The 17,408-nt window shown below is 61.3% G+C and carries 19 protein-coding genes; 13 read left to right on the forward strand and 6 right to left on the reverse strand.

The window, feature by feature from the left end; all coding sequences use genetic code 11:
* The first annotated feature begins 48 nt into the window (after positions 1-48).
* Entirely contained in the window at positions 49-627 is a 579-nt protein-coding gene (locus tag ACTJKS_RS15735) for an ACP phosphodiesterase (RefSeq protein ID WP_108181914.1), read from the forward strand.
* A gap of 125 nt (positions 628-752) precedes the next feature.
* Here ACTJKS_RS15735 and ACTJKS_RS15740 read toward each other — a convergent pair whose 3' ends face one another.
* Positions 753-1,544 (reverse strand): lysophospholipid acyltransferase family protein, encoded by a 792-nt coding sequence (locus ACTJKS_RS15740; protein WP_262948939.1) that lies wholly within the window; start codon positions 1,542-1,544, stop codon positions 753-755.
* Positions 1,544-2,299: an L-ornithine N(alpha)-acyltransferase gene (gene olsB / locus ACTJKS_RS15745; RefSeq protein WP_262948937.1), complete on the reverse strand. Its 756-nt coding sequence runs from the start codon at positions 2,297-2,299 to the stop codon at positions 1,544-1,546. Before olsB ends, ACTJKS_RS15740 begins: the two co-directional genes overlap by 1 nt.
* A 153-nt stretch (positions 2,300-2,452) precedes the next feature.
* Between olsB and ACTJKS_RS15750 the strand changes: the two genes are divergently transcribed.
* The 5 genes from ACTJKS_RS15750 to ACTJKS_RS15770 all read left to right on the forward strand — a co-directional run bounded on the left by ACTJKS_RS15750 (position 2,453) and on the right by ACTJKS_RS15770 (position 6,675).
* Positions 2,453-3,349 carry an acyl-CoA dehydrogenase gene (locus ACTJKS_RS15750; RefSeq protein ID WP_440828894.1) on the forward strand — a complete coding sequence of 299 codons (897 nt, stop codon included), beginning with the start codon at positions 2,453-2,455 and terminating at the stop codon, positions 3,347-3,349.
* 59 nt (positions 3,350-3,408) lie between these two features.
* Positions 3,409-4,488 carry a serine hydrolase domain-containing protein gene (locus ACTJKS_RS15755; RefSeq protein WP_262948933.1) on the forward strand — a complete coding sequence of 360 codons (1,080 nt, stop codon included), beginning with the start codon at positions 3,409-3,411 and terminating at the stop codon, positions 4,486-4,488.
* Entirely contained in the window at positions 4,485-4,790 is a 306-nt protein-coding gene (locus tag ACTJKS_RS15760; RefSeq protein ID WP_108181918.1) for an amidase, read from the forward strand. Before ACTJKS_RS15755 ends, ACTJKS_RS15760 begins: the two co-directional genes overlap by 4 nt.
* 135 nt (positions 4,791-4,925) lie before the next feature.
* Complete coding sequence (locus ACTJKS_RS15765) at positions 4,926-5,516, forward strand: YceI family protein (RefSeq protein ID WP_041070474.1); 591 nt, start codon at positions 4,926-4,928, stop codon at positions 5,514-5,516.
* Position 5,517: 1 nt separating this feature from the next.
* A complete protein-coding gene (locus tag ACTJKS_RS15770) occupies positions 5,518-6,675 on the forward strand; it encodes a phospholipase D-like domain-containing protein (protein ID WP_041070472.1) in 1,158 nt (385 codons plus the stop codon).
* 104 nt (positions 6,676-6,779) lie between these two features.
* On the opposite strand, the gene bglX is transcribed toward ACTJKS_RS15770, so the two are convergent.
* On the reverse strand, positions 6,780-9,071 hold the full coding sequence (gene bglX, locus ACTJKS_RS15775; RefSeq protein ID WP_198760322.1) for a beta-glucosidase BglX: 2,292 nt from the start codon (positions 9,069-9,071) through the stop codon (positions 6,780-6,782).
* A gap of 258 nt (positions 9,072-9,329) precedes the next feature.
* On the opposite strand from bglX, the gene ACTJKS_RS15780 reads away from it, so the two are divergent.
* The 4 genes from ACTJKS_RS15780 (at position 9,330) to ACTJKS_RS15795 (ending at position 12,823) form a co-directional block, all read left to right on the forward strand.
* The gene (locus tag ACTJKS_RS15780) at positions 9,330-9,938 is read left to right on the forward strand and encodes a LemA family protein (protein WP_440828895.1); all 609 of its coding nucleotides are present in this window, start codon (positions 9,330-9,332) and stop codon (positions 9,936-9,938) included.
* 13 nt (positions 9,939-9,951) lie between these two features.
* Complete coding sequence (locus ACTJKS_RS15785) at positions 9,952-10,704, forward strand: TPM domain-containing protein (protein WP_041070468.1); 753 nt, start codon at positions 9,952-9,954, stop codon at positions 10,702-10,704.
* Positions 10,705-10,737: 33 nt separating this feature from the next.
* Positions 10,738-11,355 carry a TPM domain-containing protein gene (locus ACTJKS_RS15790; RefSeq protein ID WP_095667319.1) on the forward strand — a complete coding sequence of 206 codons (618 nt, stop codon included), beginning with the start codon at positions 10,738-10,740 and terminating at the stop codon, positions 11,353-11,355.
* A 241-nt stretch (positions 11,356-11,596) separates the two neighbouring features.
* Positions 11,597-12,823: a class I SAM-dependent methyltransferase gene (locus ACTJKS_RS15795; protein ID WP_108181920.1), complete on the forward strand. Its 1,227-nt coding sequence runs from the start codon at positions 11,597-11,599 to the stop codon at positions 12,821-12,823.
* Between the two features lie 127 nt (positions 12,824-12,950).
* Here ACTJKS_RS15795 and ACTJKS_RS15800 read toward each other — a convergent pair whose 3' ends face one another.
* Positions 12,951-13,841 (reverse strand): DMT family transporter, encoded by an 891-nt coding sequence (locus ACTJKS_RS15800; RefSeq protein WP_131669928.1) that lies wholly within the window; start codon positions 13,839-13,841, stop codon positions 12,951-12,953.
* 292 nt (positions 13,842-14,133) lie between these two features.
* Here ACTJKS_RS15800 and ACTJKS_RS15805 point away from each other — a divergent pair, with 292 nt between their 5' ends.
* The 3 genes from ACTJKS_RS15805 to ACTJKS_RS15815 all read left to right on the forward strand — a co-directional run bounded on the left by ACTJKS_RS15805 (position 14,134) and on the right by ACTJKS_RS15815 (position 15,574).
* Positions 14,134-14,715 carry a DJ-1/PfpI family protein gene (locus ACTJKS_RS15805; protein WP_108181922.1) on the forward strand — a complete coding sequence of 194 codons (582 nt, stop codon included), beginning with the start codon at positions 14,134-14,136 and terminating at the stop codon, positions 14,713-14,715.
* A 13-nt stretch (positions 14,716-14,728) separates the two neighbouring features.
* Positions 14,729-15,034: a ribbon-helix-helix domain-containing protein gene (locus tag ACTJKS_RS15810; RefSeq protein WP_003222468.1), complete on the forward strand. Its 306-nt coding sequence runs from the start codon at positions 14,729-14,731 to the stop codon at positions 15,032-15,034.
* Between the two features lie 195 nt (positions 15,035-15,229).
* Positions 15,230-15,574, forward strand: a complete 345-nt coding sequence (locus tag ACTJKS_RS15815; RefSeq protein ID WP_108181923.1) for a YegP family protein — start codon at positions 15,230-15,232, stop codon at positions 15,572-15,574.
* A 131-nt stretch (positions 15,575-15,705) separates the two neighbouring features.
* Here ACTJKS_RS15815 and ACTJKS_RS15820 read toward each other — a convergent pair whose 3' ends face one another.
* Positions 15,706-16,590 (reverse strand): dihydrodipicolinate synthase family protein, encoded by an 885-nt coding sequence (locus ACTJKS_RS15820; RefSeq protein WP_262948962.1) that lies wholly within the window; start codon positions 16,588-16,590, stop codon positions 15,706-15,708.
* Positions 16,591-16,612: 22 nt separating this feature from the next.
* Entirely contained in the window at positions 16,613-17,395 is a 783-nt protein-coding gene (locus ACTJKS_RS15825; RefSeq protein ID WP_041070452.1) for an aldolase, read from the reverse strand.
* Positions 17,396-17,408: the final 13 nt, after the last annotated feature.

Below are 17,408 nucleotides of genomic sequence, written 5' to 3' on the forward strand. Positions count from 1 at the left end.
CGATACGTGTGCTGTAACGATGAAAGCGCGCAGTGCTAAGCTGCGCCCATGAACTATCTCGCACATTTACACCTCGGAGGCCAGCTCCCCGAGCAATTACTCGGCAGTCTGTATGGCGATTTCGTCAAAGGACGCCTGCAAGGGCAATTTGCGCCGCAGATCGAAGCGGCGATTCAGCTGCATCGGCGGATTGATGTGTTCACCGATCGCCATCCGTTGGTGGACATCGCCCTCGGGCGTTTCACCGAGACCCGGCGGCGTTACGCGGGGATTGTCCTCGATGTGTTTTTCGACCATTGCCTGGCCCGCGACTGGACGCTGTACGCCGATCAGCCGCTGGAGCATTTCACCCGCGACGTGTACCGGGTGCTGTCGAATGAACGGCAATTGCCCGAACGCCTGGCGAAGATCGCACCGCACATGGTTGCCAATGACTGGTTGGGTTCGTATCAGGCGTTTGAAGTGCTGGAGCAGGTGCTGCGCGGGATCTCCCGGCGCCTGACCCGGCCGGAGGAACTGGCGATGGCGATGCAGGAGTTGCGGCGTTTGTATGAGCCGCTGAGTGAGGATTTCGCGTTGTTCTACCCGCAATTGCAAGACTTCGCACAATCCTCAACAACACCCTGAATCCCTGTGGGAGCTGGCTTGCCAGCGATGGCGTCGGCACATTCAACATTCGTGTCGGCTGGTCTACCGCTATCGCTGGCAAGCCAGCTCCCACAGGGGCCGAGGGTGATTTTAGCGGTTGTATTTCAGGCGGCGATGGCCGGGCGCATCGGGGATTTTTGCTTTTCCGGAATCGCGCCAAACAACGCCTTCTGCACCGCCTGCTGCGCTTCGAACGCCAGTGCCGCACGCTCGCGGCCCTGACAGGCGATCGGCTTGAGCAGATGCACTTCGACATCGGCGCAATCATTGCTGAACAGACGCATCAGGTGCGACAGCAAATCATCGTCACCAATGAACGGCGCCAGCGCGTCGATGGCGCCATTGCGCAGATAACGGATCGCCACCGGTTGCAGCATCACCTCGGAATCGATGGCCGCCGACAGCAGGCGACCATGAAAAGTGCGCAGCGAACGGCCGTCGGTGGTGGTGCCTTCCGGGAACATCAGCAGCGGATGCTGCGTCTGCAAATGGCGGGTCATCTGTTTGCGGATCAATTGGCTGTCACCCGAGCCGCGACGGATGAACAGGCTGCCTGCCTTGGCCGCCAGCCAGCCGGCCACCGGCCAGGTGCGCACTTCGGCCTTGGACAGAAACGACAGCGGCGTGAGCATGCCCAGCAGTGGAATGTCAGTCCATGACACATGATTGCTGACCCACAGCATCGGCTGCTGCGGCAACTCGCCGTGCACCGTTACGCGAAAGGGCAGGGCATTGCTCAAACGTGCCATGAAGAAACGCGACCAGCGCTGCCGACGTTGCATCGAGTGCGCCAGGCCCAGACGTTCGAATATGCCGAACACGCTGGCCATGGTCAGGCCCAGCGTCACCACCAGCAGCACTCGCGCGATTCGCGCGTACACGCGCAACCGGCTCATCACACGGCCGCCTTGAAGTGCTTGGCGTAACGCGGGCAGAGTTCGTCGCGCTTGAGCAGGATGAACACGTCGGCGACCTGGAAGTCTTCGTCCCAGCACGGCTCGCCGCAGATCTTCGCGCCCAGGCGCATGTAGGCCTTGAGCAGCGGTGGCATTTCGGCGATCACGTTCGACGGAATGTCCAGCGACGGCAACGGATTCTTCGGTTCGGCGCGCAGGTGTTCGGTGCACAGGTAGCGTTCGCGCAGACGCTGCATGATCGCGTGAGCCTGCACGCCGCCGTCCTGCATCGCGATGCTCGCGCAACCCATCAGGTAGCTGTAGCCGCCCTGATTCAGCACTTCGGCCAGTTCACCCCAGAGCACGGCGATGGTGCCGCCGTTGCGGTAGGCCGGATCGACGCAGGTACGGCCGATTTCGAGGATCGGACCTTGCAGGTGCGCCAGGCCATGCAGGCTGAATTCTTCTTCGCTGTAGAACTTGCCCAGGCTGCTGGCGGCGGTGTGATCGAGCAAGCGGGTGGTGGCGACCAGACGCCCGGTGTTCAGGTCACGCACGCCGATGTGGCTGCAGTGAACATCATAGTCATCCATGTCCAGACCCAGTTCCGCGCCTTTCAGCTTGGCGTTGAATTCGCCGCTGAAGACGCTGAAGCGCAAGGCCTGGGCTTGCTGCAAGGCCTCGGCGCCGATCAGGCGTTCGGCTTGCAGGCGGCGTTCATTGCCGGTGTCGCTGATGCGGGCGATCTGAGTCATTTGAATCTCCGTACGGGCCTTGAACCCGTCGTGGGTTGCAGCCGATCGACTTTCTTTATGCAGCCATGTTGTGCAAAGTCAGGCTATGTAGCCCCGGTGTCATCACCGTGAACGTTTGGTGATGCTTGTATGACAGCCCACAAGGAGCCTCTTATGCCCTGGCCCAGCCTGCTCGAAAGCCGTGAACGCCTGCCCGCCGTGACTGATCTGGCGGAAGGTTTCGCCACGTTGTTGCATCAACTGGGCAACGTGACGCCGTTCGAACTGGCGGTGGCCGGAGGGCGGCGCATGGCGACGCCGGGGCTGGCGTTTCTAGTGGGGTATCAGGCGGCGTTGCGCATGCTTTGGCCGAGTGCGCCGCCGAGTCTTGGCGCGTTGTGTGCGACCGAACAGCGCAGCCTGCGCCCGGCGGACATGCAGACCCGTCTCAGCGATTTGCGCCTGAGCGGGCGCAAGGATTTCGTCACCGCCGGGGATGCGGCGGACTGGCTGCTCGTCGCCGCGCGCAGTGAACAACCCGGCGAGGCACCGCGCCTGAGTCTGGCGGTGGTCTATCCCGGCGAGCCCGGCGTGCGCGTGGAAAAACTCCCGGCACTGCCGTTGATGCCGGACATCAGCCACGGTCGGCTGCACCTGGACGGCGCGTTGTGCGAGTTGCTCGCGGGGGACGGCTGGGACGCTTATGTGAAGCCGTTCCGCACCCTGGAAGATGTCTATGTGTTGAGCGCGATGACCGCGTGGCTGTATGGCGTCGGTCAGGACAGTGGCTGGTCGCAGCCGCTGCTGTTGCGTTTGCTGGCGCTGCTGGCCGGCTGTGCGGAAGCGAGTCGCCAGCCGCCGAACAATCCGGCCGGACATGTGTTGCTGGGCGGGTTGTTTGCGCAGTTTGATGCGCTGAAGAACGAGATCGATCAGGCGTTGGCCGAGGGCAACCCGGAGTGGGCGCAGATGTGGCAGCGTGATCAGTCGGTGATGCAATTGGCGGCCGCCGCGCGGGCNTCTTTAAATGCACAATCAAAAGATCGCAGCCTGCGGCAGCTCCTACAGTGATCGGGAGATTGTCATTTTTCTGGGCCATGATCCTTGCACCCGTCCGTTGAGATTTTTCCATGATCAAAGGCCTGTCCCTGTTCCTGCTGCTGATCAGCTTCACGGTCCAGGCCGAGCAATGGCCGGATGAACAATGGCCAACGGGCGCAAAAAACAGTGGCGCAGCAGTCGAGGCATTAGAGGCCTACGCCTTCCCACCCCGCGACGACGACACCCGCCAGGGCATCCGCACCGACGCCTTGCTGGTCATTCGCGACGGTCAGGTTATCTACGAACGCTATGCCGGTCCGACCCGTGCCGAAACCCCGCACCTGACCTGGTCGATCAGCAAGAGTCTGATGGCCACGGTGCTTGGCGTGGCGTATGGCGAAGGCTTGTTCAAACTGGATGATCCCGTTTCAAAATTTTATCCGGCGTTGGAAAAACACCCGGCGATCACCATGGCCGACCTGCTGCACTGGGCTTCCGGTCTGGACTGGCAGGAGGATTACGAATACGCCCCGCTGAAATCCTCGGTGGTGGCGATGCTCTACACCCGTGGGCAGCGCGACATGCCCGCGTTCACCGCCGATCACGACGCCTACGCGCCGCCGGGGCAGGCGTTCCGTTATTCCAGTGGTGACAGCAATCTGCTGGCGGCGGCGCTGAAGAACATGGTCGGCCCCGAGCGTTATCCCGACTATCCGTGGACGGCGCTGTTCGAGCCGTTGGGCATCCGCCATGCCGTGTGGGAAACCGATGCCGGCGGCACGTTTGTCGCGTCCTCTTACGCGTATCTCACCGCCCGTGATCTGGCGCGGGTTGGCCTGTTGATGCTGCGCGACGGACGTTGGCGCGACCGGCAATTACTGCCCAAGGATTGGGTGGCCTTCAACCGAACTGCTTTTACCGGCTACAAGGCGCATCAGGACGAAGCGGTGCCCGGCGGCCAGTGGTGGCTCAATCGACCGGCGGATGGCGCCGCCGCGCCATGGCCCGACGCGCCGCCCGACACCTTCGCCGCCCTCGGTCATTGGGGGCAGGCGCTGTATGTAATCCCCAGCGAGAAACTGCTGATCGTGCGTTACGCCGATGATCGCGACGGCAGCTATCGCCACAACGAATTGCTCAAACGCGTGCTCAAGGCGGTGCAGCCATGAAGCTGTTGAAGCGGGTGTTGCTGCTGGCGCTGATCGTGCTGCTCGGCTGGATCTGGCTCGAACGCGACAATCTGTGGGCGTTCCCCGACATCATCAGTGCGTACACGGCCAAGGAATATTGCTCGTGTCGCTACGTGATGAACAACGAGGCTGAATATTGCCGGGGTTATGTGAAACAGTGGCTGCCGACCAGCGGTTTTACCGATGACAGCGCGAGCAAAATCGTCACCGTCAGTGGCATGGGCCGCAGCAACCGCGCGCAGTGGCTGGGTGAACGACAAGGCTGTCGTTTACAGCCTTGAAAGATCGCAGCCTGCGGCAGCTNTTTGCATTCCTTGTAGGAGCTGCCGCAGGCTGCGATCTTTTGATCTTGATGTTTGCAATAAACCTATGGGCGGTTAAGGTTCGTGCAGGTTTATCGCCCCCACGAGTATTCAATGTTCAACCGCTCCCTCTATAAAGCCTTCGCCAGTCTGCTGCTGGCCGCCGCCGCGCTGCCGGCGCAGGCCAATTGGTATCTGGACGGTGAGTCGTCGCGGCTGTCGTTCGTCAGCACGAAAAACGCCCACATTTCCGAAGTACAGCGCTTTCTGGTGCTGCACGGCAAGGTCGATCCGGATGGCCGCGCTGAAGTCGAAGTCGAGCTGGATTCGATCAACAGCGGCATCCCGTTGCGCGACGAGCGCATGCGCAAGGAGCTGTTCCAGATCGAGCAATTCCCCGAAGCGACCATCAGCACCCGGATCGACCTGCGCCCGATCAACGATCTGGCCCCCGGCGCGCAGCTGGAATTGCGTTTGCCACTGACCGTCAACCTGCACGGCAAGCAACATGAATACCCGGCGCAGTTGCTGGCAACCCGCCTCGATGACCGGCGGTTTCAAGTGGTGACCCTGGAGCCGCTGGTGATCAATGCCGAGGATTTCGATCTGGTGCCGGGCCTGGAAACCCTGCGTAACCTCGCTGGCCTGTCGGCCATCAGTCTGTCGGTGCCGGTGGGTGCGGTGCTGATTTTCACGGCGCGCTGACATGCGCGGCGCGGTGTTCCCGTGGCGGGACGGCAACCGCTTCGAACTGTTGATTGACGGCCCGCAATTCTTCCCGCGCATGCTGGTGGAAATTGCCCGCGCCGAAGAACAGGTCGAACTCGAGTTGTATCTGGTGGAGGCGGGCGCCTGCGCCGAAGCCGTGGTGCAGGCGCTGGTGCAGGCCGCCGAGCGCGGGGTGCGGGTACGCTGCCTGTTCGATGACTACGGCAGCCTCGCGTTTACCCTGCACCTGCGTCAGCGCCTGATCAAGGCCGGGGTCGAACTGCGTTTTTACAATCGACTGAGCTGGCGGCGTTGGGTCGGCAACTTTTATCGCGATCATCGCAAACTGTTGCTGGTCGATCAGCGTCTGGCGGTGGTCGGCGGCACGGGTGTCACCGATGAGTTCTGGACGCCGGGGCAAGACAGCAGCGAATGGCATGAAGTGATGGTGGAAATCAGTGGTCCGCTGGTGCTCGACTGGCAAGTGCTGTTCGACCGCCAATGGATCGCCAACCGCCATCGCCGGGCCTGGAAACCGTCGGCGCATGTCGGCCTGCCACGCTTGCCCAAGGTTCCGGACATGGGCGAGGGCATGGGCCGCGTGGCCTACGCCGATGCCCGCCAGCATCGCGACATTCTGCAGTCGCTGTTTCGCGCCTTGAACAGCGGGCAGAAACGCATCTGGATGGCCACGCCTTACTTCCTGCCGACCTGGAAAATCCGCCGCTCGCTGCGCAAGGCCGCTGCCCGAGGTGTCGACGTCCGATTACTGCTGACCGGGCCGCGCACCGATCACCCGTCGGTGCGTTACGCCGGGCATCGCTACTACCCGCGCCTGCTCAAGGCCGGGGTGCAGATCTTCGAATATCAGCCGTGCTTCCTGCACCTGAAAATGGTGCTGGTGGACGAGTGGGTGAGCATCGGTTCGTGCAACTTCGATCACTGGAACCTGCGCTTCAATCTGGAGGCGAATCTGGAGGCACTGGATCCGTCGTTGACGGCAGCGGTGGTGCAGAGTTTCGAGAAGGACTTCGGCCTGAGTCAGCAGGTCAGTCTGGAGGAGTGGCAGCGCCGGCCGCTGTGGCGGCGGGTGAAGCAGCGGATCTGGGGCTGGGTGGATCGGCTGGTGGTCAATATTCTCGACAGACGCGGATAAGGCAAAAGCAAGATCAAAAGATCGCAGCCTGCGGCAGCTCCTACAGGGTGCACACCCTCCCAATGTAGGAGCTGCCGAAGGCTGCGATCTTTTGCTTTTAACGGTTACAGCAACTCAAAGCTCTGCTGTGTCACATCCTGCGAATCCAGGCCGATCTGCACGTTGAACTTGCCAGGCTCGGCCGCGTACTTGAGCTGGGCGTTGTAGAACTTCAGGTCATCCTCGGTGATGGTGAAGTGCACGACTTTCTGTTCGCCGGCCTTGAGCATGACTTTCTGGAAGTTCTTCAGTTCTTTCACCGGGCGAATCATCGAGCCGGTGACGTCCTGAATGTACAGCTGCACCACGGTTTCGCCGTCACGTTTGCCGGTGTTTTTCAGGGTGACACTGGCGTCGAGCTTGCCGGTGGCGTTCAGCGTGGTTGACGACAGCGCCATGTCGCTCAGGGCGAATTGGGTGTAGCTCAAGCCGTAACCGAACGGGAACAGTGGGCCCGTGGTGTCATCGAAATACTGCGAGGTGTAGTTGCCCGGTTTGCCCGGCGTGAACGGCCGGCCAATGCTCAGGTGGTTGTAGTAGGTCGGGATCTGGCCCACGGAACGCGGGAAGGTCACCGGCAGTTTGCCCGACGGGTTGTAGTCGCCAAACAGCACGTCGGCGATGGCGTTGCCGCCCTCGGTGCCGCTGAACCAGGTTTCCAGAATCGCATCAGCCGACTGGTTCTCTTCGAGAATAGTCAGCGGACGGCCGTTCATCAGCACCAGTACCAGCGGTTTGCCGGTGGCTTTCAGGGCACGGATCAACTCGCGCTGGTTTTCCGGGATGTTCAGGTCGGTGCGGCTGGAGGACTCGTGGGACATGCCACGGGATTCGCCAACGGCGGCGACGATCACGTCAGCGTCCTTGGCCGCTTTCACCGCTTCGTCGATCAACACGTTGGCCGGGCGCGGATCATCGACCACTTCCGGGGCGTCGAAGTTGAGGAAGTTCAGGTAATCCAGAACCTTCTTGTCGCTGGTGATGTTGGCGCCACGGGCGTAGATCAGGTTGGCCTTGTCACCAATCACCGAGCTCATGCCGTCGAACAGGGTCACCGATTGTGCCGGCTTACCGGCCGCCGCCCAACTGCCCATCATGTCGATCGGCGCCTTGGCCAATGGACCGACCAGCATGACTTTTGCGTCTTTCTTCAGCGGCAGGGTGTCGTTCTGGTTCTTCAGCAACACCAGGCTGCGACGTGCCACGTCACGGGCTTCGGCGCGGTGCAGACGGCTTTCGGCGTAGGTGTCGGCCGGATCATCCTCGGCCTTGCCGATGCGCAGGTACGGGTCTTTGAACAGGCCCATGTCGTACTTGGCGGCGAGCACTTCGCGCACCGCGTTGTCGATGTCTTTCTGTTCGATCTCGCCGGACTTGAGCAGCCCCGGCAGCTCTTTGCCGTACAGGGTGTCGTTCATGCTCATGTCGATGCCGGCCTTGATCGCCAGCTTCGCCGCTTCGCGACCGTCGGCGGCCACGCCGTGTTTGATCAGTTCGAAGATCGCGCCGTGGTCGCTGACGGCCAGGCCCTTGAAGCCCCAGTCCTTGCGCAGCAGGTCGTTCATCAGCCAGGTGTTGGCGGTGGCCGGGATGCCGTTGATCGAGTTCAGCGCGACCATCACGCCACCGGCGCCGGCGTCAATCGCGGCGCGGTAGGGCGGCAGGTAGTCCTGGTACATCTTCACCGGGCTCATGTCCACGGTGTTGTAGTCACGACCGCCCTCGACCGCGCCGTACAGGGCAAAGTGCTTGACGCTGGCCATTATGCTGTCGGCGGCGCTCGGGGTATCGCCCTGATAGGCCTTGACCATCACTTTGGCGATGCGCGAAGTCAGATAGGTGTCTTCACCGAAACCCTCGGAGCTGCGGCCCCAGCGCGGATCGCGGGAGATGTCGACCATCGGCGCGAAGGTGATGTCGAGGCTGTCGGCCGCAGCTTCCTTGGCGGCAACGCGCCCGGACTGGCCGATAGCGTCCATGTCCCAGCTCGACGCCAGGGCCAGCGGAATCGGGAAAATCGTACGGTGACCGTGGATCACGTCGTACGCAAAAAACATCGGAATCTTCAGGCGACTGCGCATTGCCGCGTCCTGCATCGGACGGTTTTCCGGGCGGGTGATCGAGTTGAACGTACCGCCGATGTTGCCGGCGGCGATCTCTTTGCGGATCAACTCGCGGGGCATTTCCGGGCCGATGCTGATCAGGCGCAACTGGCCGATCTTTTCATCGAGGGTCATTTGCTTCATCAGATTGCTGATGAACGCGTCCTTGTTTTCCAGGGGTACCGGGGTCGTGGCGGCCAATACTTGATGACTGGCCAGGCTGACGAACAGGCCCAGCAAACACAGCTTCTTCATGAATATTTTTCTCGAGGGCCCAAACGGCAATGCAATGCCGGCCAGCCAAAAGTTAGGGAGCGACTATTGTTGTTCGGGTGCAGGCTCAAAATGACCGAGCCAAAAACGCCCGCCGACCGTCGGCAGCGTTTGCGCAGGGCCTCTTTTTAGCCCATCGGCCCGTTGCAATCCAGTGGCGCGGCCGATTATGCCCCAACCGCCGATGCAGAAGGTTTCACGGTCGGTTTTTTATGAAATACGCCAGGGAGCATCACTTTGATGAATGTCAGTCCAACCTACCGCTCGCGTCTGCAGGTCGCCACGTTGCTGGTGCTTGCCACTTTGTTGACCGCATGTGGCATCAACAATATCCCGACCCTCGACGAACAGGCGAAAGCCGCTTGGGGTCAGGTCCAGAACCAGTATCAGCGCCGTGCCGACCTGATCCCCAACCTGGTGGAAACCGTCAGAGGCTACGCCAAGCATGAGGAAGCGACCCTGACTGCCGTGGTCGAGGCGCGGGCCAAGGCGACGTCGATCCAAGTCGATGCCAGCACCCTCGACAACCCGGAAAAACTCAAGCAGTTCCAGCAGGCACAGGATCAGTTGAGCGGTGCCCTGAGCCGGCTGATGGTGGTGTCCGAGCGTTATCCCGACCTGAAAGCCAACCAGAACTTCCTCGCCTTGCAGTCGAAGCTCGAAGGTACGGAAAACCGGATTGCCGTGGCGCGGCGCGATTTCATTCTGGCGGTGCAGAAATACAACACCGAGATCCGCACGTTTCCCGGGCGCCTCTGGCATAGCGTGATGTACAGCGACCTGCCGATTCGCGAAACCTTCGAAGCCACCACCCCCGGTGCGGAAAAGGCCCCGGAAGTGAAGTTCTGACCCGAGGTTATTCATGCGTGTGTTGAAGATAGGCCTGGTGCTGATGCTGTGGCTGTTCGCCGTCAGCGCCCGGGCCGAGTTGACATTCCCGGCGCTGAGCGGGCGAGTGGTGGACGAGGCGCAGATGCTCGAGCCGTCGGTGCGCGCCCAGTTGAGCCAGCAGTTGCAGGCGCATGAGCAGGCGACCGGCGAGCAACTGGTGGTGGTCACGGTGCCCGATCTGCAGGGCACCACCATCGAAGACTACGGCGTCCAACTGGGCCGGCATTGGGGCATCGGCCAGAAGGACAAGAACAACGGCGCGCTGCTGATCGTCGCCCGGGACGAGCGCAAGCTGCGCATCGAAGTCGGTTACGGGCTGGAAGATCGGCTGACCGATGCACAGAGTTCGGTGATCATTCATCAAGTGATCACCCCGGCGTTCAAGGCCGGCAATTTCAGCAAGGGCATCAGCGATGGCGTCGCGGCGATGCTGGTGGTGCTCGGCGGCAATCCGCTGGACGAACCATCGACGGTGTACGAGTCGAGCGGTGACCCGCAAAACGATTTTGTCTCGCGTCATCCGCTGTTGTTCGTTTTTCTGGTGGTGTTGTTCATCCTGACCGTGTTTGTCTGCCAGATGCTCGGTATCCTTCCCGCCGGCCGTGGCGGCTCCGGAGGCGGGGGCGGTTTCGGCGGTGGTGGATTTGGCGGTGGCGGTGGAGGCGGGGGCTTCAGCGGCGGCGGGGGCAGTTTTGGCGGCGGCGGATCGTCCGGCGGCTGGTGAACACACAACAATAATGATCAGGCACTTTTCGACATGGCATTACTGACCGAACACGAACAACGCAAAGTCGCCGAGGCGATCGCCCGGGTCGAGCGCGACACCGACGCCGAACTGGTAACGGTGCTGGCGGCGCGCGCCGATGACTACGCATACATCCCGTTGCTGTGGGCCAGCCTGCTGGCGTTGCTGGTGCCGGGCATCGTCCATTACCTGACTGGCTGGCTGACCATGCGCAGCCTGTTGCTGGTGCAATGGGGGCTGTTTATCGTCCTGTGCCTGCTGTTTCGTCTGCCGAAAGTCACCACCCACCTGATCCCGCGTCGCGTGCGGCACTGGCGCGCATCGAACCTGGCACGGCGCCAGTTTCTCGAACAGAACCTGCACCACACCGTCGGCAGTACGGGGATGCTGATCTTTGTCTGCGAGGCCGAACGTTACGTGGAGATTCTGGTGGACGAGGGGATTTCCCGGCGGCTGGACAACAAGAGCTGGGACGCGATTGTCGCCGCGTTCACCGAGCAGGTGCGGCAGGGACGCACGCTTGAGGGGTTCATCACCTGCATCGAGGCCTGCGGTGAGTTGCTCAAGGTGCATGTGCCGGTGACGCAGGTGAGGAATGAATTGCCCAATCGTTTGATTGTGTTGGGTTGAGTCAGTCATGTGGCGAGGGGATTTATCCCCGATCGGCTGCGCAGCAGTCGCAAAAAATGTGCATCTGATTTGACTGGCCGGACATAAAGGGCAGCGTCGCGCCCTGTCGGGGATAAATCCCCTCGCCACAAGGTTGGGTGTCATGGATTTTGCCGTTGGGTAAATAAGAACGTGTCCCCAACCGCCATCCCCCCTAAAATACCCGCCATTCCCGTTTCGCCCCGCCCGAGGCTGCTTGTTCATGTCCGTTAACGCCCCATCCGCGCCGTCTGCCAAACCGGTGCCCGATCACCACGCCCAGTTCATCGAGCTGCTGCAAACCAGCCTCGAACAGAACGGCTTCATCAAACTGGTGCTGGCCAAATACGTGGGCGAAGAGGCGGAGCTGCAGCGGATCATCATCAAAGCGGTGACGGTCAAGGCGCAGCCACACCTGTCGTTTGTCTATCGCTACAAGACCCGTGACATCACCAAGAACCTGCCGCTGAGCGAAGGTGTGGCGGTGATTGCCGAGCTGTTGCCGGCGGCGTTCAAGAATGCGCATTTGCTGACTGTGACCGACGAAGCCCAGCTCGAATACAGCAAAAAGGGCAAGAGTTCACTGTTCAAGAGCAAACCTCAGCAATTGCGTGAAGCGCCGTCCGCCGAGCACAACCGCGAGAAAAACCGTTTTCTGGACCTGAGCCGACCGTTCCTCAAGGACCTGGGCGTGACCAACGCGCAGCATGAGCTGATCCCGGCGATGTCGCGCAAGTGGAAGCAGATCAACAAGTTCATCGAAGTCTTCAGCCACGCGCTGACCTCGTCACCGCTGGCGCTGGACAAACCGGTGCGAGTCGCGGATTTCGGTTCGGGCAAGGGCTACCTGACGTTCGCGATTCACGATTACTTGCGCAACACGCTGAAGGCCGAGGGTGACGTCACCGGCGTCGAGCTGCGCGAGGAGATGGTCAACCTGTGCAACGCCGCCGCGGCGAAACTGGAACACCCGGGCCTGGTGTTCAAGTGCGGTGACGTGCGCAGCGTGGCGCCGAGCGAACTGGACGTGATGATTGCCTTGCATGCGTGCGACATCGCCACCGACTACGCGATTCACACCGGCATCCGTTCCGGCGCGTCGATCATCATGTGCTCGCCGTGCTGCCACAAACAGATTCGCCTGCAGATCCAGAGCCCGGCGCTGCTCAAGCCGATGCTGCAATACGGTCTGCACCTGGGCCAACAGGCGGAAATGGTCACCGACAGCCTGCGTGCACTGTTCCTCGAAGCCTGCGGTTACGAGACCAAAGTGTTCGAATTCATCTCGCTGGAACACACCAACAAGAACAAGATGATTCTCGCGGTGAAACGCGCCGAGCCGGCGGACCCGGCCCGGCTGCTGGTGAAGATTCAGGAACTCAAGGACTTCTACTACATCAGCGAACACTGTCTGGAAACCCTGCTGCGCGCCGACGGCTTCCTCGCCTGACACCCGATACTGATCCGACACGAAACCCTGTAGGAGCTGCGGCACGCTGCGATCTTTTGATCTTTANAAGATCGCAGCGTGCCGCAGCTCCTACAGGGGCATGCGCTCGTCATTCGAGGGGCGGTGGTCATGCAGTGGCCGGTTGGGCAGGACGCACAGCGGTCTTGCGCCCGAGCATCACCGTCGCGATGACCCCGCAGGCAAACACCCAGGTAATCGGTTCCACATGTTCCCCAAAGAACAGCGCCGAAAACGCGATGGTGAAGAAGATCTGCAACAACTGGATCTGACTGACTCGCGCAATCCCGCCCATCGCCAGCCCGGCGTACCAGGCGAAAAAGCCGAGAAACTGCGAGAACAGCGCCACGTAGCCGAACGCCCACCAGGTCTTGGCTGACACCGCGCCATGATGCTGCAGCGCCAGGTACAACACCGGGCCGATCAGCAGCGGCGTCGACAGCACCAGCGCCCAGCAGATCACCTGCCAGCCGCCCATTTCCTTGGCCAACCGGCCACCCTCGGCATAGCCCAGACCACCCACGGCAATCGCGCCGAGCATCAGCAAGTCGCCGGCCTGAATGCTGCCGGCCCCGGTGTACAACGCGTAACCGAGCACCAGCGCACTGCCCAGTGCGGCGCAGGCCCAGAAGGCTTTCGACGGGCGTTCATGGGACAGCCACGCCGCATATAGCGCCACACACAGCGGTTGCAAACCGTTGACCAGCGCGCCGTGAGACGCCGGCAAGGTTTGCATGGCCCACGCCGACAGCACCGGGAAGCCGAGAATCACCCCGGCGATCACCAGGCTCAGGCCTTTGATCTGCTGCCAGCTCGGCCACTTCTCGCGTCGCCACAGCAACAGCGCCGCCGCCGGAATCGCCGCGAACAGCGCACGGCCCAAGCCATTGAGCAGCGGATGCAGTTCCTGCACCACGATCCGGGTGAAGGGCAGGGTCAGGCTGAAAATCACAACCCCGAGCAGGCCGAGGGCCATGCCGGTGTTTTCGCGTGAGGACATGTGAGTGACCAGAATTGAAGGTGACAGGGAAGTGACTTCATCTAGCCATAAACCGTGGAGTCCGGGCTGTTACAGCTAGGCACAGAGTTATCCATACAGTTCGCGGTAACCCCTGTAGGAGCTGCCGAAGGCTGCGANCTTTTGATCCTCGCTTTTAACAGCAAGATCAAAAGATCGCAGCCTTCGGCAGCTCCTACAGGGGACAGGTCGTAGTAGCCGGTTGTTACCCGCCCAAACGGATAAGGTCTACCTTGAAGACTCCTGCAAGCCCATTTCCAGAGGAGTCCTCCCCATGGCCGCGAAAAAAATCCTGATGCTGGTCGGCGATTACGTCGAAGACTACGAAGTGATGGTGCCGTTCCAGGCCCTGCAGATGGTCGGCCACACCGTGCACGCCGTGTGCCCGGACAAGGCCGCCGGCAAGACCGTACGCACCGCGATCCATGACTTCGAAGGCGACCAGACCTACAGCGAGAAACCCGGGCACCTGTTCGCCCTCAACTTCGACTTCGCCAAGGTCGCCGAGGCCGATTACGACGCGTTGCTGATCCCCGGCGGACGAGCGCCGGAATACCTGCGCCTGAACGAAAAAGTCCTGGAGCTGGTGCGCGCCTTCGACAAGGCTGGAAAGCCGATTGCCGCGGTCTGCCACGGCGCGCAGCTGTTGGCGGTAGCGGGCGTTCTCGAAGGGCGCGAATGCAGCGCCTATCCGGCCTGCGCCCCGGAAGTACGGCTGGCCGGTGGCACGTTCATCGATATCCCGGTGACCGACGGCCACGTTCAAGGCAATCTGGCCACGGCACCGGCCTGGCCGGCGCATCCGAACTGGCTGGCCGGTTTCCTCGGCCTGCTCGGCACCCAAATCACCCTGTAACGAGGATTCGCCGATGTGCGAGCTCTACGTCAAGGCCGACCCGATTCTCTACGAATCCCGCTCGCGCTCACTGCGTATCTGCGGCGTGGTGACGACGCTGCGCCTGGAAAACCAGTTCTGGGACATCCTCAGCGAAATCGCCGAAGTCGATGGCATGACCACCAACCAGTTGATCGCCAAGCTGTATGAGGAGGTGATGGATTATCGCGGCGAGGTGGTGAATTTTGCTTCGTTCCTGCGGGTGAGTTGTACGCGCTATCTGAGTCAGCGGCGGGTGACGGAGCCGCAGTTGTCGGTAGTGCGAGCAGTGGTGAAATAGCCAACACCGGGGTGACGCCTTCGCGAGCAGGCTCGCTCCCACATTGATTGCCGAGTGCTCACCTATTTTTGTGATCACTGGAGATCTACTGTGGGAGCGAGCTTGCTCGCGAAGAGGCCATTACAGGCGACAGAAATCTTGGGCTGGTCTTTACTCATTGGCGCAAAACCTTTCAACCGCCAAGGAGAATCGAGCATGTCCGGATGGTACGAAGTGAGCAAAAGCAGCAACGGCCAGTTCAGGTTTGTGCTGAAAGCCGCCAACGCCGAAACCATTCTCACCAGCGAGCTCTACACCACTCGTGCGGCAGCCGACAGCGGTATTGCTTCGGTGCAGACCAACAGCCCGCTGGATGAACGCTACGAGAAAAAGACCACCAAGGATGGTCATCCTTACTTCAACCTCAAAGCCGCCAACCACCAGATCATCGGCAGCAGCGAGTCCTACTCCAACGACACCGCGTGCGCCAAAGGCATCGCCAGCGTCAAGGCCAACGGGCCGAGCAAAGTGATCAAGGACAAGACCCTGCCGGTGCTCTGAACCTGGAACATCCCTCTGTAGGAGCTGCGGTACGCTGCGATCTTTTGATCTTGATGGTAAAGAGCAGGATCACAAGATCGCAGCCTCGTTTCACTCGACAGCTCCTACAAGGATTTTTGTTTTGCCTGAGATCAGCGCAGGGTTTTCAGGATGGTTTGCAGCTGCGTTTGTCCCGCCTCGCTCAACGGAAACACCGGCAAGCGCGGATCACCAACCTCCAGCCCCGTCTCCCGCAGTCCGGCCTTGATCGTCGCTGGCAAACCGCCCTTGAGGATGAAATCCAGCAGCGGCAACTGGCGATAGAACAGCTCGCGTGCGCGTTCCAGATCACCGGCCAGCGCAGCCGCATACAGATCCAGATTCAGCTGTGGGATCAGGTTTGGCGCGGCGGTGCACCAGCCTTTGGCCCCGGCGGCAAACGCCTCCAGCGCCAGCGGATTGCAACCGTTGTAGAACGGCACCTGACCTTCACCGAACAATTGCAGCTTGTGCATACGCTGAATGTCGCCAGTGCTCTCCTTGACCATGGTCACGTTTTCCACCGCATTGACGATGCGCAGGATCAGCTCGACCGACATGTCGGTGCCGCTGGTGGCCGGGTTGTTGTAGAGCATGATCGGCACGCCGATGCTGTCGCCGATGGCGCGGTAATGGGCGAGGATTTCCGCTTCTGTGAGCTTCCAGTACGAGGCCGGCAGCACCATCACCACGTCGGCGCCATGCGCTTCGGCGAAGCGCGCGCGGCGTACGGCTTTGGCGGTGGTCAGATCGGACACGCTGACGATGGTCGGCACCCGTTTGGCGACGTGCTGGATGCTGAACTCGGCGACTTGATCCCATTCGGCGTCGCTCAGATAGGCGCCTTCGCCGGTGCTGCCCAGCGGGGCGATGGCGTGAACGCCGCTGTCGATCAGGCGATCGATGGATTGGCCGAGGGCCGGCAGATCGAGGCCTTCGCCGTTGGCGCTGAACGGGGTGATGGTGTAACCGATGATGCCGTGAATATTGGACATGATGAGTCTCCGGGAAAAGCTGAAATCAGTTCAGGCAATCGGCGTGTTGGCGCAGGTTCTGCCGGGCGTAGTAGTTGAAAGCAGCGGCGTGGCGTTTGGGTTTCGACACCCAGTCATGGGCCTCGCGCCCCAGCGCCGGAATGATCGGTTTGATCGTGCCGGCGGCCATCGCCAGCAGCTGCAGTTTGGCGGCGCGCTCGATCAGTTGGGCGATGACACAGGCTTCTTCGATCGTGCTGCCGGTCGACAGTTGGCCGTGGTGCGACAGTAGAATCGCGCGCTTGTCGCCCAGTGCACCGGCGATCAGTTCGCCTTCTTCGTTGCCCACTGGCACGCCTGGCCAGCCTTCGAGAAATGCGCAGTCGTCGTACAGCGGGCACAGGTCCATGTGGGAAATCTGCAGCGGCACTTCCAGCATCGACAATGCAGCAATGTGGGTCGGGTGGGTGTGGATGATGCAGTTCACGTCCGGCCGGGCGCGGTAGACCCAGCTGTGGAAACGATTGGCCGGGTTGGCCATGCCGTGGCCTTCGAGCACTTCCAGGTCTTCGTTGACCAGCAGCAGATTGCTCGCGGTGATTTCATCGAAACCCAGGCCCAGTTGTTGAGTGTAATAGGTCCCCGGTTGCGGGCCGCGAGCGGTGATCTGTCCGGCCAGACCGGAGTCGTGACCGTTCTCGAACAGGATCCGGCAGGTCAGCGCCAGCTTTTGCCGGTCAGTCCACGTATTATCCGCCAGGCTTTTTTGCATTTGGGTCAGCGCTTGCTTGACCAGTTGTTCTTTAGGTAGTGCTAATGTCTTGGCCATGTCTGTGTCCTTT

The sequence above is a fragment of the Pseudomonas sp. 22189 genome, assembly GCF_052045635.1.
GTDB lineage: Bacteria > Pseudomonadota > Gammaproteobacteria > Pseudomonadales > Pseudomonadaceae > Aquipseudomonas > Aquipseudomonas parakoreensis.

What these genes read in the sequence shown, in the direction of transcription:
- bglX (WP_198760322.1), bottom strand. Translation starts at nt 9,071, where the DNA reads ATGAAGAAGCTGTGTTTGCTGGGCCTGTTCGTCAGCCTGGCCAGTCAT.
- ACTJKS_RS15770 (WP_041070472.1), top strand. Translation starts at nt 5,518, where the DNA reads ATGCGCGGCGCGGTGTTCCCGTGGCGGGACGGCAACCGCTTCGAACTG.
- ACTJKS_RS15785 (WP_041070468.1), top strand. Translation starts at nt 9,952, where the DNA reads ATGCGTGTGTTGAAGATAGGCCTGGTGCTGATGCTGTGGCTGTTCGCC.
- ACTJKS_RS15810 (WP_003222468.1), top strand. Translation starts at nt 14,729, where the DNA reads ATGTGCGAGCTCTACGTCAAGGCCGACCCGATTCTCTACGAATCCCGC.
- ACTJKS_RS15790 (WP_095667319.1), top strand. Translation starts at nt 10,738, where the DNA reads ATGGCATTACTGACCGAACACGAACAACGCAAAGTCGCCGAGGCGATC.
- ACTJKS_RS15825 (WP_041070452.1), bottom strand. Translation starts at nt 17,395, where the DNA reads ATGGCCAAGACATTAGCACTACCTAAAGAACAACTGGTCAAGCAAGCG.
- ACTJKS_RS15795 (WP_108181920.1), top strand. Translation starts at nt 11,597, where the DNA reads ATGTCCGTTAACGCCCCATCCGCGCCGTCTGCCAAACCGGTGCCCGAT.
- ACTJKS_RS15735 (WP_108181914.1), top strand. Translation starts at nt 49, where the DNA reads ATGAACTATCTCGCACATTTACACCTCGGAGGCCAGCTCCCCGAGCAA.
- ACTJKS_RS15800 (WP_131669928.1), bottom strand. Translation starts at nt 13,841, where the DNA reads ATGTCCTCACGCGAAAACACCGGCATGGCCCTCGGCCTGCTCGGGGTT.
- ACTJKS_RS15755 (WP_262948933.1), top strand. Translation starts at nt 3,409, where the DNA reads ATGATCAAAGGCCTGTCCCTGTTCCTGCTGCTGATCAGCTTCACGGTC.
- ACTJKS_RS15780 (WP_440828895.1), top strand. Translation starts at nt 9,330, where the DNA reads ATGAATGTCAGTCCAACCTACCGCTCGCGTCTGCAGGTCGCCACGTTG.
- ACTJKS_RS15760 (WP_108181918.1), top strand. Translation starts at nt 4,485, where the DNA reads ATGAAGCTGTTGAAGCGGGTGTTGCTGCTGGCGCTGATCGTGCTGCTC.
- olsB (WP_262948937.1), bottom strand. Translation starts at nt 2,299, where the DNA reads ATGACTCAGATCGCCCGCATCAGCGACACCGGCAATGAACGCCGCCTG.
- ACTJKS_RS15805 (WP_108181922.1), top strand. Translation starts at nt 14,134, where the DNA reads ATGGCCGCGAAAAAAATCCTGATGCTGGTCGGCGATTACGTCGAAGAC.
- ACTJKS_RS15815 (WP_108181923.1), top strand. Translation starts at nt 15,230, where the DNA reads ATGTCCGGATGGTACGAAGTGAGCAAAAGCAGCAACGGCCAGTTCAGG.
- ACTJKS_RS15740 (WP_262948939.1), bottom strand. Translation starts at nt 1,544, where the DNA reads ATGAGCCGGTTGCGCGTGTACGCGCGAATCGCGCGAGTGCTGCTGGTG.
- ACTJKS_RS15765 (WP_041070474.1), top strand. Translation starts at nt 4,926, where the DNA reads ATGTTCAACCGCTCCCTCTATAAAGCCTTCGCCAGTCTGCTGCTGGCC.